This window comes from Streptomyces sp. NBC_00162 (assembly GCF_024611995.1).
Lineage (GTDB): Bacteria > Actinomycetota > Actinomycetes > Streptomycetales > Streptomycetaceae > Streptomyces.
Genome location: NZ_CP102509.1, coordinates 7,384,349 through 7,400,600, shown reverse-complemented (window position 1 = coordinate 7,400,600; position 16,252 = coordinate 7,384,349). Strand labels below are relative to the sequence as shown.

13 protein-coding genes are annotated in these 16,252 nt (G+C 73.4%); 8 read left to right on the top strand and 5 right to left on the bottom strand.

The annotated features are described in order from the left end of the window. Positions 1-86: 86 nt before the first annotated feature. Entirely contained in the window at positions 87-1,001 is a 915-nt protein-coding gene (locus tag JIW86_RS34160) for a sirohydrochlorin chelatase (protein WP_215145407.1), read from the top strand. Positions 1,002-1,062: 61 nt separating this feature from the next. Here JIW86_RS34160 and JIW86_RS34155 read toward each other — a convergent pair whose 3' ends face one another. From JIW86_RS34155 to JIW86_RS34145, 3 genes are all read right to left on the bottom strand, one after another. Beyond that, the gene (locus JIW86_RS34155) at positions 1,063-2,115 is read right to left on the bottom strand and encodes a lactonase family protein (protein ID WP_257559543.1); all 1,053 of its coding nucleotides are present in this window, start codon (positions 2,113-2,115) and stop codon (positions 1,063-1,065) included. A gap of 73 nt (positions 2,116-2,188) precedes the next feature. Then, positions 2,189-3,325, bottom strand: a complete 1,137-nt coding sequence (locus JIW86_RS34150; protein ID WP_257557828.1) for a nitric oxide synthase oxygenase — start codon at positions 3,323-3,325, stop codon at positions 2,189-2,191. Between the two features lie 240 nt (positions 3,326-3,565). Beyond that, positions 3,566-4,159, bottom strand: a complete 594-nt coding sequence (locus JIW86_RS34145) for a GNAT family N-acetyltransferase (RefSeq protein WP_257557827.1) — start codon at positions 4,157-4,159, stop codon at positions 3,566-3,568. Positions 4,160-4,301: 142 nt separating this feature from the next. Here JIW86_RS34145 and JIW86_RS34140 point away from each other — a divergent pair, with 142 nt between their 5' ends. Further along, positions 4,302-6,599 (top strand): HelD family protein, encoded by a 2,298-nt coding sequence (locus JIW86_RS34140; protein WP_257557825.1) that lies wholly within the window; start codon positions 4,302-4,304, stop codon positions 6,597-6,599. Here the strand turns inward: JIW86_RS34140 and JIW86_RS34135 are convergent. Both JIW86_RS34135 and JIW86_RS34130 read right to left on the bottom strand, forming a co-directional pair. Then, positions 6,589-8,085: an FUSC family protein gene (locus JIW86_RS34135; protein WP_257559542.1), complete on the bottom strand. Its 1,497-nt coding sequence runs from the start codon at positions 8,083-8,085 to the stop codon at positions 6,589-6,591. The two genes, JIW86_RS34140 and JIW86_RS34135, sit on opposite strands and share 11 nt — an antisense overlap. Before the next feature lie 282 nt (positions 8,086-8,367). Further along, positions 8,368-10,356, bottom strand: a complete 1,989-nt coding sequence (locus tag JIW86_RS34130) for a WD40 repeat domain-containing serine/threonine protein kinase (protein ID WP_257557824.1) — start codon at positions 10,354-10,356, stop codon at positions 8,368-8,370. A gap of 124 nt (positions 10,357-10,480) precedes the next feature. Between JIW86_RS34130 and JIW86_RS34125 the strand changes: the two genes are divergently transcribed. The 6 genes from JIW86_RS34125 to JIW86_RS34100 all read left to right on the top strand — a co-directional run bounded on the left by JIW86_RS34125 (position 10,481) and on the right by JIW86_RS34100 (position 16,251). After that, a complete protein-coding gene (locus tag JIW86_RS34125) occupies positions 10,481-11,680 on the top strand; it encodes a PP2C family protein-serine/threonine phosphatase (protein WP_257557823.1) in 1,200 nt (399 codons plus the stop codon). A 304-nt stretch (positions 11,681-11,984) separates the two neighbouring features. Further along, positions 11,985-13,517 carry a sensor histidine kinase gene (locus JIW86_RS34120; RefSeq protein ID WP_257557821.1) on the top strand — a complete coding sequence of 511 codons (1,533 nt, stop codon included), beginning with the start codon at positions 11,985-11,987 and terminating at the stop codon, positions 13,515-13,517. Beyond that, complete coding sequence (locus JIW86_RS34115; RefSeq protein ID WP_215146923.1) at positions 13,514-13,921, top strand: roadblock/LC7 domain-containing protein; 408 nt, start codon at positions 13,514-13,516, stop codon at positions 13,919-13,921. Before JIW86_RS34120 ends, JIW86_RS34115 begins: the two co-directional genes overlap by 4 nt. Then, entirely contained in the window at positions 13,918-14,277 is a 360-nt protein-coding gene (locus JIW86_RS34110; protein WP_257557818.1) for a DUF742 domain-containing protein, read from the top strand. Before JIW86_RS34115 ends, JIW86_RS34110 begins: the two co-directional genes overlap by 4 nt. After that, entirely contained in the window at positions 14,258-14,881 is a 624-nt protein-coding gene (locus JIW86_RS34105) for a GTP-binding protein (RefSeq protein WP_257557812.1), read from the top strand. Before JIW86_RS34110 ends, JIW86_RS34105 begins: the two co-directional genes overlap by 20 nt. Further along, a complete protein-coding gene (locus tag JIW86_RS34100) occupies positions 14,878-16,251 on the top strand; it encodes a cytochrome P450 (RefSeq protein ID WP_257557810.1) in 1,374 nt (457 codons plus the stop codon). Before JIW86_RS34105 ends, JIW86_RS34100 begins: the two co-directional genes overlap by 4 nt. Position 16,252: the final 1 nt, after the last annotated feature.

Sequence of the window (16,252 nt, the reverse complement as noted above, 5' to 3'; positions counted from 1 at the left end):
CATTCACCGGATAAATACGGACAGATGCCACCGGAGAAGGCCCTGCCCGAACACCTGGTTCCGATAAGCCAGTAGCATGCGGCGCCATGAGCTCCCCCACTGGGCCCGCAAATGGCCTGCCCGTACGAATGCCGCGACCCCGCCAGACCGGACGGCACCGCCGGCCCGAGCCCGCGGTGGCGCCCGAGGGCGCGCCCGCGCTGGTGCTCGCCGTGCCCGGTGCCCCTTCGGCCGCCTCGCGCGGGCTGGCGGAAGAGATCATCAGCATCGGCCGTTCCGAGCTGCCGGGCCTCGATGCCCGCATCGGCTTCCTCGAGGGTGACGACGCCTCCGAGTTCCCGTCCCTGTCCGGCGTGCTGACCGCCGTCGCGAGCGAGCGTGCCGCGCGTGCGGAGTTCGCCCGCGCGGCCGGCCACGAGGTGCCCGCGCCGACCGGCCCGGACGCCGTGGTCGTCCCGCTGCTGGCCGGTCCGGACGGCGATCTGCTCCGCCGGGTCCGCCAGGCGCTGATGGACTCCTCGGCCGCGGCCGAGCTGGCCGACGTACTCGGCCCGCACCCGCTGCTCGCCGAGGGCCTGCACGTGCGCCTGTCCGAGGCGGGCCTGGCCCGCGCAGACCGCGCCCGGCTGTTCACCGTGACCACCGCCGCCGACGGCATCGTCCTGGCCACCACCGGCGGCGAGGAGGCCGTACAGGCCGCCGGGATCACCGGGATGCTGCTCGCCGCCCGGCTCGCCGTGCCGGTCAAGGCGGCCGCGCTCGACGAGGAGGGCTCGGTGGCCGCCGTCGCCGAGCAGCTGCGCCGCGAGGGCTCCACGCAGCTCGCGCTCGCCCCGTACCTGATCGGCCCGGAGGCCGCCGACGGGCTGCTGGACACCGCCTGCAAGGAAGCCGACTGCGCCGCCTCCGAGGTGCTCGGCGCCTACGGGGCGCTCGGCAAGCTCGCCGTCGCCCAGTACTCCGCGGCTCTCGGGATCACCCAGGGCGCCTCTGCGCACTGAGCCGCTCCGCAAAGAACGCGAGGGCCCCCGCCGGACGGCGGGGGCCCTCGCGTTCGGCGTGTCAGCCGAAGACCACGCAGGTGGCGGCGGGCACGGCCACCGAACCGGCCCGGCGCGGGTGCCCGGTCAGGGGGTCGACGTCGAACCACGTGACGTCGCCCGAGTGCTCGTTGGCCGCGTACAGGCGATGCCCCGCGGGGTCGGCGGCGAGATCGCGCGGCCAGCTGCCGCCGCAGCCCACGACGCCGGTGAGCTCCGGCTTCTCGGCGCCTCCGGTGAGGGAGAAGGTGGCGATGGTGTCGGTGCCGCGGATCGCGGTCCAGACGAAGCGCCCGTCGGGCGAGGCGACGACCGCCGAGGGGTAGGCCCGTACGGCCCCTGAGGGGCCCGCGGAGGCGACCGGAACCTCGGCGACCGGTTCCAGTTGCCCGGAGGCCGCGTTCCAGCGGCAGACGGTCAGCTGCGGCTCCAGCTCGTGCAGCACGTAGGCGACCGCGCCGTCCGGGTGGAAGGCGAGGTGGCGCGGTCCGGTCCCGGCCCGCAGGAAGGTCTCGGTGTGCAGCCGCAGCTCCCCGGTGGCCGGGTCGAGCGCGCAGACCCGTACCGAGTCGGTGCCGAGGTCCACGCTGAGCACCCAGCGGCCGCTCGGGTCGGACAGCACCTGGTGGGCGTGCGGCCGCTCCTGCCGGTCGGTGTCGATGCCGGATCCCTCGTGCGCGAGGACGGCGGCGGGGCCGCCCGGGCTGCCGTCCGCGGCGAGCGGAAGGCTGCTGACGCCCCCCGAGGTGTAGTTGGCGGTGAGCAGCCGGCCCCCGGCCAGGCTGAGATGGGTGGGTCCGGAGCCCCCGACGGAAACGGGTGCGCCGAGCGGGGCGAGGCCTTCGGCGGTGGGGGTGAAGGCGGCCACCGCCCCCTGCCCGGTCTCGCTCACCGCGTAGAGCACTCCCGTGTCCCGGGCGAGGACGAGGTACGAGGGGTCCGCGACGGCGGCGCCGGTGGCCGTGAGCGGGGTCAGGGCTCCGGTGGCCGGATCCACGGCCGCGGTGGTGACACCGCGGCCGCCCCCCGAGGTGAACGAGCCGATGTAGGCCCGGTGTCCGCCGCCTTGGTCCATGCTGTGCGCGCCGCCCACGGGATGCCCCTCTCCGCCGTTCCGGATCCGTCCGGAGCCGACGGTAACAGAAGGTCTATACCAAATCCCGTCCCTGGGCCCGTTCCTGGGCGCCCTGGTGGTGGACGTACGAGGTGCTGCTCGGCCGGTCCTCGTACGTGCGGTGGAAGACCGGGGTCGCCGAGCCGGAGATCGGCGGCACGATCCAGGACCAGTCCGCGCCCACGTCCCGGCCCTTGCGCTCCTCCCGTTCCATGTGCGACAGGAAGTGCCGGGACTCGGTGTGGTGGTCGGCGATGGTGACCCCGGCGCGGTCGAAGGAGTGCAGGACCGCCCGGTTGAGCTCGACGAGCGCGCGGTCCTTCCACAGCGAGCGGTCGCTGGAGGTGTCCAGGCCGAGGCGGCGGGCCACGGCGGGCAGCAGGTTGTACCGGTCGGTGTCGGCGAGGTTGCGGGCTCCTATCTCGGTGCCCATGTACCAGCCGTTGAACGGGGCGGCCGGATAGTGGATGCCGCCGATCTCCAGGCACATGTTGGAGATGGCGGGCACGGCGTGCCAGCGCAGCCCCCAGTCCGCCCAGCCCTCGTCGTCGGGGTGCCCGATCGGGACCTCCAGGACGGCGTCCTCGGGGGTGTCGAACCAGCGGGGTTTGTCGTCGACGCCCTGGACCACGAGCGGCAGGAGGTCGAACGGGGTGCCGGCGCCGCCGGGCCACCCGAGCCGGAGCAGGGCCTCGGTCAGCGGGGCGTTGCGGGCGTCGCCGACGGTGACGGAGTGGTGGTCCCCGTAGCCGGCGTACCGGACGAGCTGTTCGCTCCAGATCAGCGGGCCGGGGCGGTCCGGGGCGTCCGGGGCGAAGATGGTGATCGTGGGCCGGACCCGGCCGCCGTTGGTCGCCTCGCGCAGGTGCCCGAAGCATTCGGCGGCGATGCCGTCGGCGTCGGTCAGTTCCCGGCGGTCACGGACCCGCAGGGAGTTCCAGTAGAGCCTGCCTATACAGCGGTTGCTGTTGCGCCAGGCCACCCGGGCCCCGTGGACCAGCTCCTCCGGGGTGTGCCGGTAGGTGCCGGTCGCCGCGAGCTCGGCCCGTACGGCGGCGAGCCGGTCACGCGGATCACCGGCATCGCGGTCCTCTCTGTGGAAGAGTCGGATGAACTCCTCGGCCGCTTCCCACACCTGAGCGGTGGTGGAGCGCTGTTGAAGTATTTCCATCCCGGGCGGTTACCCCCTGTCCGACCAGATCCACCCTGTACATGCCGGATGAATGTGCAATGAACAATCACCCGTTGTACATGCCGCAGGTCAGCGCCGTGGTCAAGCGCAAGCCCGGAACACTCCTCCGAGTGATCTTCACGGATCGTCCTGCGGTCAGGGCCCGGCGGAGCGTACGATCCGCCGCAGCTCGGGAGTTGACCCCGGATCGGTGGTCGCCCGGCCGCGCGCCGGCGGGGGTCAGCGGCAGGGCCGGCTCATGAAGAGCGCCTGTTCCCCCGTGGCGGGCGTACCGCCGTACAGAGTGGTGTCGAGACCGCAGAGGGTGAAGCCCATGCGCCGATAGGCGTGCACGGCAGGGGCATTGACGGAGCTCACCTCCAGCCAGAGGTGTTCCGCGCCCCGTTCACGGGCGAAGTCCGCCGCGCACTCCATCAGCGCGCGGCCGATGCCGCGGCCCCGGTGGCCGGGCGAGACCTCGATGTCCTCGACGGTCAGCCGCCGGTTCCACGCGGCGTAGCCCACAGCGGCGAAGCCGCACACCCGGCCGCCGTCGAGGGCCACGTAGGTCCGCGCGTCCCCGCCGGTGCCCGCGCCGCCGCCGGTTCCCTGCTCGTCGTGCTCCTCGGGCGGGAACTCCTTGTACAGGGGCGGGTCCGCGGGCACCTCGCGGAGCAGGAAGCCGAAGCCGGCGCCGAAGCCGGTGTCGGAGGCGGCCACCTCGAAGACGGTGTCGGTGGTGAAAGAACCGTCGAGGGCCTCGATGGCGCCCGCGTCCTCGGGTCGGGCGAGGCGGTAGACGATGCCGTCGGCGGAGCCGTGTGCGGTGGTCATGGGATCCACGGTACGCAAAAAATCCCCCGGCGGAATTGGCTGCCGAGGGAGGAGAGAGCGTATATTCAATGGTTCATGACTTCGCCGGAAAACGAAGACATGAGGAAGCTTTCGAGGACACTGTATCGCGGCAGGAGTGCAATTGTCAACCGAGGAATTCCGGAAAGAGCAGCAATTCGTCACCGACCTCTATGTGCGCCTCGACCACCTGCGTGACCAGGCCGAACACGCTGTCGAGGGGGCATTGCGCGAGGTCGGGAACGGTGCTCAGGCACGTCTGGAGCGCGATGTCCTGGTCGCCGAGCAGTCCGGCCTGCTTTCCGCGCTGAATGCCGGAGAGAACGGCCTGTGTTTCGGCCGTCTGGAGTTCTCCGACGGCCGTGACCACCACATCGGCAGGCTCGGAATCCGCGCGGACGACGCGGAGCGCACGCCGCTGGTCCTGGACTGGCGCGCGGAGGTGGCCCGCCCGTTCTACCTCGCCACCGGCCACACCCCGATGGGCCTGCGCCGCCGCCGGCACATCAGCAGCCGCGGGCGGGCCGTCACCGCCCTGCACGACGAGATCCTCGACCTGACCGACGCGGAGCGCACCGGGTACGAGGGCGCCGACGCGGACGCCGTGCTGCTCGCCGCGCTGGACGCCGCCCGGACCGGCCGGATGCACGACATCGTGCGCACCATCCAGGCCGAGCAGGACCGGGTCATCCGCTCCACGCACCGCGGGGTGCTGGTCGTCGAGGGCGGTCCCGGCACCGGGAAGACGGCGGTCGCCCTGCACCGTGCCGCGTACCTGCTGTACGCGCACCGCGAACTGCTCGCCAAGCGCGGGGTGCTGATCGTCGGGCCGGGCCCGGCCTTCCTCGGCTACATCGGCGGGGTGCTGCCGGCGCTCGGCGAGACGGGCGTCCTGCTCGCGACGCCGGGCGAGCTCTTCCCCGGTGTCCACGCGACGGGCACCGACCGGCCCGGCGCGGCCGCGGTGAAGGGCCGGGCCTCGATGGCCGAGGTCCTGGCGCGGATCGTCGAAGACCGGCAGTGCCTGCCCGAGACGGTGCCGACGGGCACCGGCGAGGAGTACGACACGGTCCCCGAGCCCGCGCTGGAGATCGACCACGACGACTACGGGACGCTGCTGCTGGACCGCACGATGGCGTACGAGGCGCGGGACCGGGCCCGGGCCACCGGGCTGCCGCACAACCAGGCGCGGCCCTCCTTCGCCTTCCGGATCATCGACGCGCTCACGGCGCAGCTCGCCGACCGGCTGGGGGCCGATCCGTACGGCGGCCCCAACCTGCTCGGCTCGGACGACGTCGCCCAGCTCGGGAAGGAGATCGCGATGAGTCCGGCCGTGCACGCGGCGATCGACTCGCTGTGGCCCTCCCTCACCCCCGAGCGGCTCGTCGCCGACTTCCTGACGGAGCCCACGCACCTGCCGGCGCACGAGGCCGGGCTGATCCGGCGCGAGCCGTCGGCGCGGCCGGACTGGACCCCGGCCGACGTGCCGCTGCTGGACGAGGCGGCGGAACTGCTCGGGGAGGACGACAGCGCGCGGCGCGCCGCCGAGGAGCGCGAGCGGCAGCGGCGCATCGCGTACGCGCAGGGCGTGCTGGACCTGTCGGAGGGGTCCCGGTCCTATGAGTTCGAGGACGAGGAGAACGAGTACCTCGCGGCGCACGACATCATCGACGCCGAGCGGATGGCCGAGCGCCATGAGGAGGCCGACCACCGCAGCGCGGCCGAGCGGGCCGCCGCCGACCGCACCTGGGCCTTCGGGCACGTCATCGTGGACGAGGCGCAGGAGCTGTCGGAGATGGCGTGGCGGCTGCTGATGCGGCGCTGCCCGACCCGGTCCATGACGCTGGTCGGCGATCCGGCCCAGACCGCCGAGGAGGCGGGCTGCGGATCGTGGGAGCGGATCCTGCGCCCGTACGTGGGCGGGCGCTGGGAGCTGGTCCGGCTGGGGGTCAACTACCGTACGCCCGCCGAGATCATGGAGGTGGCGGCGTCCGTACTGCGGGCCCGCGACCCCGGTTTCGCCCCGCCGAGCTCGGTGCGGGCCACCGGGGTGCGCCCGTGGGCGCGGGCGACGGGTGACCTGGCGGGGGCCGTCGCCCACGCGGTGCGGCGGGAGATGCCGGCCGAGGGGCGGCTCGCGGTGATCGCGCCGCGGGAGCTGCACGCTTCGCTGGCCGGGGAGCTGCCGGGGGTACGGGCCGGGGCGGAACCGGATCTGACCCGGGAGGTCGTCCTCCTCGACCCGCGCCAGGCCAAGGGGCTGGAGTTCGACACGGTGATCGTGGTGGAGCCGGCCGACCTCCAGCCGAGCGACCTGTACGTGGCGCTGACCCGGGCCACGCAGGCCCTGGGGGTGGTGCACACCGCCGGCCGGCTGCCGGCGGGGCTGGAGGCGGCCGGGGAGGGGCTGCTCAGGCGCTGATGACCAGGGGTGCCCGCGGATCGGTCCGCAGCGGGACGGCGAGCGCGACGAGGGCGTGCTCGAGGCCGTGCAGGTGGGCGAGGGCCGGTTCCGCGGGCGCGACGGGCCGGGGCTTCGGCGGGGCGGTGAGCTCCGGGGTGCTGTCCCGGGCGGTCAGCGCCTGCACGGCGGCCTCCACGCGCCAGCAGGCGGCGGCCAGCCGGGCGTCGTGCGAGGCCTGCGGGTCGGCGGCGACGGCGACCAACCCGCGGACCTCCCGGGCGCAGTCGTCGAGCAGCGCCAGGACCTGCCGGGCCCGGGCCTTGCGGGCGCGCAGCGGGCTCAGCGGGTGGACGAGGGGCGCGAGGGCCATCCGTACGCGGCCCAGCAGCAGTTCCAGCTCGGCGGCGTGGGGGGCGGGGTCGGCGGCGGGGTCCCCCGCGAGCCGGTCCAGAGCGGCCGCGGTGGAGGCGCGGACGCACTCCAGGGCGCGCTGGATCCAGGCGTCGTTGGCGCCGTGGGTGGTCACCGGGAGGATGATCACGACGGCGAGTGCCGCGCCGAACGCGCCGATCGCGGTCTCCTGGAAGCGCAGGAGCAGCAGTCCGGGGTGCAGCACGCCGAGGAGCCCGTAGAGCAGCCCGGCCATGACGGTGACGAAGAACATCATCCAGGAGTACGAGGGGGCCGCGGTGTAGAAGATCCCGAAGACGCACACGGCGACGAGCGCGGCGGTCGGAGCGGGCGCGCCGTGCAGCGGTACGGCGATCAGCAGCCCGGCGGCGATGCCCAGGACGGTGCCGAGGACGCGGCGGAAGCCCCGTACGAGGGTCTCGCCGCGGGAGGCCGTGTTGACGAAGATCCACCAGGCGGTGCCCACGGCCCAGTACCAGCGGTCCTCGGAGAGCGCCTGGCCGATGGCGAGGGCGAAGGCGCAGGCGGCGGTGGCCTGGAAGGCCTGACGGGTGGTGGGCCGGGCGAGGCCGGCGCCCGGCAGCCCGGGCGGGGCGGCGGCGGGCGGGGTGCGCCGCTCGATGGGCCACAGCGCGAAGCGCACGGCACCGGCGGCGAGGAGAGCCAGCCCGACGGCGGCGTACAGCTCGGGCAGCTGTCCGGGGACGGCGTGCAGGAACTGGGTGACGAAGAACATCATGAAGCCGAAGATGCCGAGGGCGTGGCCGCGCGGGCCCCAGCGGCGGGCGTAGACCCCGGCGAACACGACGGCGAGGAAGGCGGCGTCCCGGGCCAGGGGTACCCCGTGCAGGGTGGTGGCCAGCGCGAGGACGGGGAACCCGGCCAGGGGCAGCAGGGCGGTGGTGGCGCGCTGGGCCCGCACGCTCGAGTCGACCACGGTGAACAGGGCGAGCAGGGCGGCCAGTCCCCCGGTGATGGAGGCGGTCAGGGAGAGACCGCACAGCTCCGCGAGGGCCACGGCGGCGCCGACGCCTATCACCGCGCGGGCCGAGTTCCGCAGTCTCATACGCCCCGGATCCGGAGCCACGAACATCCTCTTCACGGCGGTGCGCCGCCCCCCTTGCTGTGGTGCGCGCCGGCCCGCGGCCGCCCGGGGGTGGTGGGCGGTGGACGGGCACGGCGAAGGCGCCGCGCTCCGGATCCGGCCTCGTTGCCGTCCGGCGCTGCGCGGCGCCGTAAGTACATGGATACGCCACAGATAACCACCTGGGAGCCCACTGGCTCAACACCGCCTCGGAGAACTGGGCCATTGGCATAGCGGCAGGCGGCGATCTTCGGCCACGGGAGAGCCAACGGACCGGTGCGGCGGGGATGGTCAGGTCAGGGCCCACAGCCGTACGGTCTTGTCCCGGCTGCCGGTGGCGAGCAGGGCTCCGTCGGGGCTGAATGCCAGGGAGATCACTTGGTCCCCGTGGCCGGTGATGGTGGCGGCCTTGCGCTGGGTGGCGGTGTCCCAGAGGCGGACGGTCTTGTCGTCGCTCGCGGTGGCGAGCGTCCTGCCGTCGGGGCTGAAGGCCACCATGTTGACGAAGTCGGTGTGGACGGTGGCGAGCGTGCCGGTCAGGGTCCCGGAGGCCACGTCCCAGAGAGAGGCGGTGCGGTAGGGCTCGGAGACGGCCAGGGTCTTTCCGTCGGGGCTGAAGGAGATCGACTTCGTGGTGCCGCCGTTCTCGGCGATGTCGGTGCTCTTCATGGATCTCATGTCCCACCGGCGTGCGGCGGGACCCCACCCCGCGGAGGCGGCAAGGGTCTTCCCGTCGGGGCTGAAGGACACCGTGTGCACGGCCTCGCCGGGGACCGCGAGGGTGCTGATCCTGGTCCGGGCCGTCACGTTCCACAGGAGGACCGTGTTGTCCTGACCGCCGCTGGCGAGGGTCTTCCCCGTGGGGTCGAAGGCCACCGCCCGGGCTCGGGCGGTGTGGCTGCCGAGGGTGGCCACCGCCTTTCGGGACGCGGTGTCCCACAGGCGCACCGTCTTGTCGGCGCTCGCGGTGGCGATGGTCTTCCCGTCGGGGTGGAACGCCACGGAGAAGACCATGTCGGTGTGGCCGGTCAGCGTGCCCAGGTGTGCGCGTGCCTGCACGTCCCAGAGGCGCACGGTGCTGTCGTCGCTCGCGCTGGCGAGCGTCTTGCCGTCGGGGCTGAACGCCAGCGAGTTGATCATGTACGTATGGCCGTGGAGGGTGGCGATACCGGGCCGGTCGGAGGTGTCGGAAGAACCGGCCTTCCACGCCCACACGGCACCGGTGGCGCCGGCGACGGCGGCGGCGCCCGCGAAGAGGACGGTACGGCGGCGGGGCGTGCGGGAGGCGGGCGGGGCCGGGGCCGGCCGCGGCGCTGCGGCAGGCGACGGCCGGGCGGGCGGCGCCTCGTGCCGGGTCGGCGGGTGGACCGCGTTCGCCCGCGGGGCGGGCGCCGTGACGGTGGAGAGGTGGTGCAACTGACGCGGCTCGGCGGGGCGCTGGTCCGGCTGCGTGCGCGGGTGCGGGACCGCGGCCAGCCGCTCGGCGAGCGCGGCGGCGGTGGGCCGCTTCCCCGGGTCCTTGGCGAGCAGTTCCTCCAGGACCGGGGCGAGCCGGCCCGCGTGCCGGGCCGGTGGCAGCGGCTTCGTCATGATGGCGTGGAACAACGACATCAGGCTGGGAGCGGCGAAGGGGGCGGCGCCCTCGACGGCGGCGTACAGCGTGGCGCCCAGCGACCACATGTCGCCCGGAGCGCCCGCGTCCCCGCCTTCGAGCTGCTCGGGCGGCATGTACTGGGGGGTGCCGACGATGATCCCCGTGCGCGTCAGTCTCGTCGCGCCGGAACCGTCCAGGACCCGGGCGATGCCGAAGTCGGTGATGATCGTACGGCGGCCCTGGAGAAGGACGTTGTCGGGCTTCAGGTCCCGGTGCACGACCCCGGCGGCATGGGCCTGCGCGAGTGCGTCGGCCATCTCCGCGCCGATGGCCGCGACCCGTTCCCACGGCAGCCTGCCGTCCTGTTCGACCAGAGCGCCGAGGGACCTGCCGGCGACGAACTCCATGACGATCCAGGGCGCACCCGTGTGCTCGACCACGTCGTGGACGGTGATGATGCCCGGGTGGTTGAGCTGGGCGGCCACCTGGGCCTCGCGCAGGGTACGCCGGAGCAGCTCCTCGCGCTCGCCGGGCGCGATGCCCTCGGGCAGCAGGACCTCCTTGACCGCGACCTGCCGGTCCAGCGTGGTGTCGTGGCCGCGCCACACCCGCCCCATACCGCCCTGGCCGACCAGCTCGATCAGCCTGTAACGCCCGCCCACCAGGCGTGCCCCTGCCCCCGTCATGGCGGTCACTGTAGGCCTCCGGAGCCCGAGCCGCGCCGGTCCCGGGGATTCGTCACCAAAACGTGGAACGGTGATGGAATGCCTTCCTCGACGGGCGGCACGGCCGGGAGGGGGTGACGCTGGCATGGTGTCGGAGCGCGACGGCTTGGAGGCGCGGCTGCGCGCCATGGAAGAGGCTCTGGAGCGGATCGGGACGTCCGGCAACGAGCGGGGGACCTGCCGGGAGCTCACCGGATTCCTGTTCCGGACGCTGTGTGACGCCGCCGCCGTGGATCTGACCGGCCGGGGCACGGTGAGCGACCGGGTGGCGGAGGCCGGCGCGACGGATCTGCTGCGAGACCCCTCTCCCGACGCCCCGGCCGCGGTCCGGGCCCTGGACCACGGGCATTCCGTGCGGACCTGGAGCGGGCGGGCCGGGGACCGGCCCCTGTACCTCGTCTCGGTACCGCTGATCGGGCCGGGCGGGGGCGAGGCGTACGGCAGGCTTCTCGTCGTCCGGTCCGGCGAGGACTTCAGCGACCACGAGACGGCCACGCTGCACTTCGCGGCGCGGCTCGCGAGCGTCCACATCGGGCATGCGCGGCGGCTGGCGGCCACCGAGAAGACGGCACTCGATCTCCAGCGGGCCCTCGTCTCCGAACCGGGGCGGCCGCACCCGAACCTGGACATCGCCAGCCGCTATCTTCCGGTCGGTCTGCGCGCCCTGGTCGGCGGCGACTGGTTCGAGACCGTCCGGCTGCACTTCGGCCGCACCCTGCTGGTGGTCGGAGACGTCATGGGGCACGGCCTGGACGCCGCCGTCGACATGAACGCCTACCGCTCCGTCCTGCGCGAGGTCGCCTCCACCGAACTCGCCCCGCACCGCGTGCTGCGCCGGCTGGACACCCTGTCCGCGTCGGACGAGGGCCGCCGGCCCGCGACCTGCCTGCTGGTACGGATCGACCCCGCCCGCGGCATGGCCGTCTACGCGAGCGCGGGGCACCTGCCGCCCGCCGTCTTCAGCGGCGACGGCACGGGCGAGCTGCTCGAGGTGCCGGTGGGCCCGCCGCTGGGAACGGGCATCGGCGGCTACGAGGCCCTCGCCCGGCCGATCACCGCCGACCAGACCCTGCTGCTCTACACGGACGGCCTGGTGGAACGGCGGGGCGAGGACATCGACACCTCACTGGACAGGCTCGCGGGTCTGCGCATGACACCCGGGGCACGCGTCGAGGACATCGTGACCGCGGTCTGCGACGGGCTCGACGCGCAGCACGCCGAGGACGACGTCGCCGTCCTGGCCGCACGCCTGCGCCCCCGGCCATCCCCGCACGCCGGTACGTGAGTTCCCGGCGGCGTCCCGGCCGCCCGATGGAATTCAGCCGAATCGCAGGGGCGTCGCGCCGCGTCGGGCCGGGCTCGCGCACGGGGTGGCGGGCAAGCGTCGCACGGGTTCTGACGGCGCGGACGACGAACCCGGCCCGCCGGAGCGACCGGTCGTGCGCGGATCCATTTCAGGTCACGGCGCAGCACGCCAACGGAGGCGTCACGTCCGCATCATGACCTGTTGTCAAGAGACTCAAGTTCAGCGGATAAGATCCCGGGCTGTTGTCCAATGATCTTTCGCTTTCGATCGTTTGAGGGTTCTGATGGTTCGAGAGGGATCGTCGCCCGGAAGTCCAGGGCCCACCTCACCCGTCGTATGGGCGTTGCCCGCCCTGCTGACCGCCGCGCTCGCGGCGGTCACCGTGGCGCTGGTCGCCGCGCCTGCCCGCACCCCCGTGGCCTGGGTCGGTGCCGCGGCCTTCGTCGCCGTCGCGCTCTCGTGCGGTGAGGCCGCCCGGCGCGGCAAGGCGGTGGCGGCGCTGCGTGCCACGGTCGCGGCGCAGGAGGCGGCACTGTTCCGGCAGCAGACCGAGACCGTACGGCTGGCCGAGGCGCTGTTGCCCGATGTCGTGGGGCGCCTGCGCAAGGGCGAGTTCCCGGAGGACGTACTCGCCTCCCTGGAGGATGCCAGTACCTACCAGCCCGGGCTGACCCCCGCGTTCAGGGCCGCCCACCACGCGGTGCTGCGCTCGGTACTCGATGCCGTGGTCGCCGAGGAGGACCTGCGCGACTCCGCGCAGCGCGCCTTCGTGAACATCGCCCGCCGCGTCCAGGCGATCGTGCACCAACAGGCTCAGGAACTGCGGGAGATGGAGGACCGGCACGGCCAGTCCCCGGCCGTCTTCGGCGATCTGCTCCGGCTCGACCACGGCACCGCGCTCATCGGCCGGCTCGCCGACTCCATCGCCGTGCTCGGCGGCGCGCGGCCCGGCCGCCAGTGGAACAAGGCCGTGCCGCTGTACAGCGTGCTGCGCGGTGCCATGTCCCGGATCATCGACTACCAGCGCGTGGAGCTGCACTCCGTCTCGCAGGTCGCCGTCGTGGGCCCGGCGGTCGAGCCGCTCATCCACGCGCTGGCGGAGCTGCTGGACAACGCCACCCGCTACTCGCCGCCGCAGACCAAGGTCCATCTGACCGCCGTCGACGTGAACTCGGGCATCGCGATCGAGATCGAGGACGGCGGCCTGAGCATGAGCGAGGAGGCCCGCAACCGGGCCGAGCGCATGCTGCGCCAGGCGCAGGAGGGCATCGACCTCACCGACCTGGGGGAGACCCCGCGACTGGGCCTCGCCGTGGTCGGCCGGCTCTCGCAGGCGTACGACTTCCGGGTCTCGCTGCGCTCGTCGGCGTACGGCGGGGTACGGGCCGTCCTCGTCGTCCCGCAGGGGCTGATCACCACTGTCTCGACCGCGACCGGCGTCGCCCACGGCATCGGCACCGCCTCGGGGCCCCGCGCGGCCCTCGAGCCGGCGGCCGCGCCTCCGCAGCCGCCCCGGCCGGCCACGGGCCCGCAGGTTCCGGCGTTCGTCGAGGAGGTCCCCCTCGTGACCGAGCGGACCCCGAACGGGCTGCCGCAGCGTCGCCGCAAGGCCCGTGCCACGGCCTCCGACGGGCCCGCCGCCGTCGCGCAGACCACTGCCGAGGACCCGGACCGGACCGAAGCACAGCCCGGGATGTGGCTGGCCGCCTTCCAGAGCGGCCTGTCCGGGGACAGCCGGACCGCCGGGAGCCACATCGCGGACAGCCAGACCACAGACGCCTCGCCGGCCTCGGCGAGCAAGGGGGAACAGCCATGAGTCAGTATCAGACCAATATGGACTGGATGCTCAAGGACCTGGCCGAGAGCGTTCCGCAGACCCGGCACGTCATCGTGCTCTCCGCCGACGGCCTGCGGATGGCCCAGTACGGCGCGGAGACCGACACGGCCGACCGGCTCGCCGCCGCCTGTGCCGGACTGCAGAGCCTGGCCGGCGCGGTCGCCTCCGAACTCCCGGGCAGCAACGGCCGGATGAGGCTGGTCGTGATCGAGATGGACGGCGGCTTCTTCTACCTGATGGCGGCGGGCGCCGGAGCCTATCTGGCGGTACTGGCCGGCGAGGGCGTCGACGCGGGGCTGATGGGCCAGCGCATGCGTGACCTCGTGGCGCGGATCGGAGAGCACCTCAGCAGCCCGCCGCGCAGCGACAGGCAGACCGCGTGAAGGAGCCGGGCAACAACTGGGAAGACGGGAGCCCCGAGCGGCTCTACGTCATCACCGGCGGTCGCAGCGGACCGTTAGTTCCCAGTGGCCTCGACCTGGTCACACTGATCGTCGCCAAGTCGGGGCCCCGGCCCGGCATGCAGCCGGAGCACGCCTCGATCATGCGGCTGTGTCAGGCGCCCCTCTCGGTGGCCGAGATCTCCGCGTACCTCGGCCTGCCGGTGAGCGTGGTCACCGTCCTGATCGACGATCTGCTCACTGCGGGCCAGGTGCTCTCCCGCGCACCCGTGGCCCGCGCCCAACTCCCCGACCTGGCATTGATTGAGGCAGTGATCGATGGACTTCGAAAGCTCTGAGGCGTCGCCCGCCGGGCCGCGGCGCGAGGACGTACTGCCGGCCACGGCCGCCGCCGCGGTCAAGGTGGTGATCGTGGGCGGCTTCGGGGTCGGCAAGACGACCCTGGTCGGCGCGGTGAGCGAGATCCGGCCGCTGACCACCGAGGAGACGATGACCCAGGCCGGGGTCGGCGTCGACGACACGGCGGGCGTGGAGCGCAAGACGTCCACCACCGTGGCCATGGACTTCGGCCGGATCAGCATCAACGAGGAACTGGTGCTGTACCTCTTCGGCACCCCCGGCCAGCAGCGCTTCTGGTTCCTCTGGCGCGGCCTGTTCGAGGGCGCGCTGGGCGCGGTGGTCCTGGTCGACACCCGCCGGCTGGAGGTCAGCTTCGATGTGATCGGCAGGCTGGAGGAGCGCGGGGTGCCCTTCGTGGTGGCCGTCAACTCCTTCCCGGACGCGCCCCAGCACCCGGTGGAGGAGCTGCGCAGCGCCCTCGACCTGCCCGCGTCCGTCCCGCTGGTGCTCTGCGACGCCCGGCGGCGCGACTCCAGCCGTGACGTCCTGATGACGCTGATGCGCCATCTGCACTCCCTCGCCGTGACCCCGGAGATATCGTGACCACTCCCCCCTCCCCCGCCTCTCCCACTCCGCCGCCGGGCTGCCCCGCACACCGGCTCTACGGCCCCGAGGCCGAGGCCGACCCGATGGGCCTGTACGAGAAGCTGCGTGCCGAGCACGGTGCGGTGGCCCCCGTCCTCGTCCAGGGCGATCTGCCGGCCTGGCTGGTGCTCGGCCACCGCGAGAACCTGGACGTGGCACGCACTCCGTCGCGGTTCTCCCGGGACCCGCGCGGCTGGCGGGACCAGCAGGAGGGCAGGGTCCCGGCCGACCACCCGCTCACGCCGATGACCGCATGGCAGCCCGTGTGCCACCTGGTCGACGGTGCGGAGCACGAGCGGCTGCGCGGTGCGGTCACCGAGTCGCTGGAACGCTTCGACCGGCGCGGCATACGACGGTACGTCAAGCGCTTCGCCGATCAGCTGATCGACCAGTTCGCCGAGTCCGGGCGGGGCGATCTCGTCGCGGACTTCGCCGAGCCGCTGCCGATGCTGGTGATGACCCAGCTGGTCGGGGCACCGGATTCGTACGGCCCGCGCCTGGTCGAGGCCGCCCGCGACATGCTCCAGGGCACCGAGACGGCCGTGGCCAGCTTCGAGTACGTCTCGGACATCCTCCGCGAACTCGTGATGCGCAAGCGGGCGGTGCCCAACCGGGACTTCACGACGTGGATGACGGAGCACCCGACGTCGCTGAGCGACGACGAGATCGTGGAGCACCTGCGCCTGGTGATGATCGCGGCCTTCGAGACGACCGCAAACCTGATCGCGAACACCCTGCGCATGGTGCTCACCGACGGCCGCTTCCGCGCGAACCTCTCCGGCGGGCACATGACGCTGCCGGACGCGCTGGAGCAGGTCCTGTGGGACGAGCCGCCGTTCATGACGATCCTCGGGCGCTGGGCCACCGGCGACACCGAGCTCGGCGGGGCGCAGATCAAGGCCGGGGACATGCTGCTGCTGGGCCTCGGGGCCGGCAACGTCGATCCGGATATCCGCCCCGACCTGACGGTGCCCGTCCACGGCAACCGCTCCCACCTGGCCTTCAGCAGCGGCCCGCACGAATGCCCCGGACAGGACATCGGCCGGGCCATCGCGGACACGGGCATCGACAACCTGCTGACCCGGCTGCCCGACCTGGAGCTGGCCGTCCCCGAGGACGAGCTCCAGTGGACTTCCTCGCTGATGTCCCGTCACCTGGTGGCGCTCCCGGTCCGGTTCACCCCACGGGGCAGCACCGTCACCGGCTCCACGCCGGTACCCAGGTCGGCCGCCCGGACGCCCCGCACGCCCCCGCCGGTCGTCCCCGTTCCGGGGGAGCGGCCGACGGGCCGGGGCTCCTGGTGGGCGCGCCTGCTCGGCCGCCGCTGAC